1 protein-coding gene is annotated in these 253 nt (G+C 34.8%); it reads right to left on the bottom strand.

The window, feature by feature from the left end; translation table 11 throughout:
• Nucleotides 1-253 (bottom strand): exonuclease domain-containing protein (locus ACFINZ_RS11835; protein ID WP_375701628.1); only part of this gene is annotated, 253 nt, incomplete at both ends.

Below are 253 nucleotides of genomic sequence, written 5' to 3'. Positions count from 1 at the left end.
ACGATGACTATTATCAATGCCAAAACGTTTGCACAAAACATCAAGAGAATTAGGCGCCATAGGAAATTTGCGCCGTGCCATAGCCAATGTATCAAGAATATTGTCAACACTGATAAGTGGTTTATTTGCTCGTGCTAATTCTGCATTAAGAAAACCAATATCAAAACTTGCATTATGGGCAATCATTGTTGCACCATTGATAAACTCTAAAAATTCATCGGCAATATCACTAAAGCTTTTTTCATTCTTTAAA

Origin of the sequence: Bartonella sp. AA81SXKL, from assembly GCF_042196945.1 — a bacterium.
In the GTDB taxonomy this organism is placed as follows: domain Bacteria; phylum Pseudomonadota; class Alphaproteobacteria; order Rhizobiales; family Rhizobiaceae; genus Bartonella.
The sequence above is the reverse complement of the archived record's forward strand: the minus strand, read 5'-3'. Positions and strand labels throughout refer to the sequence as shown.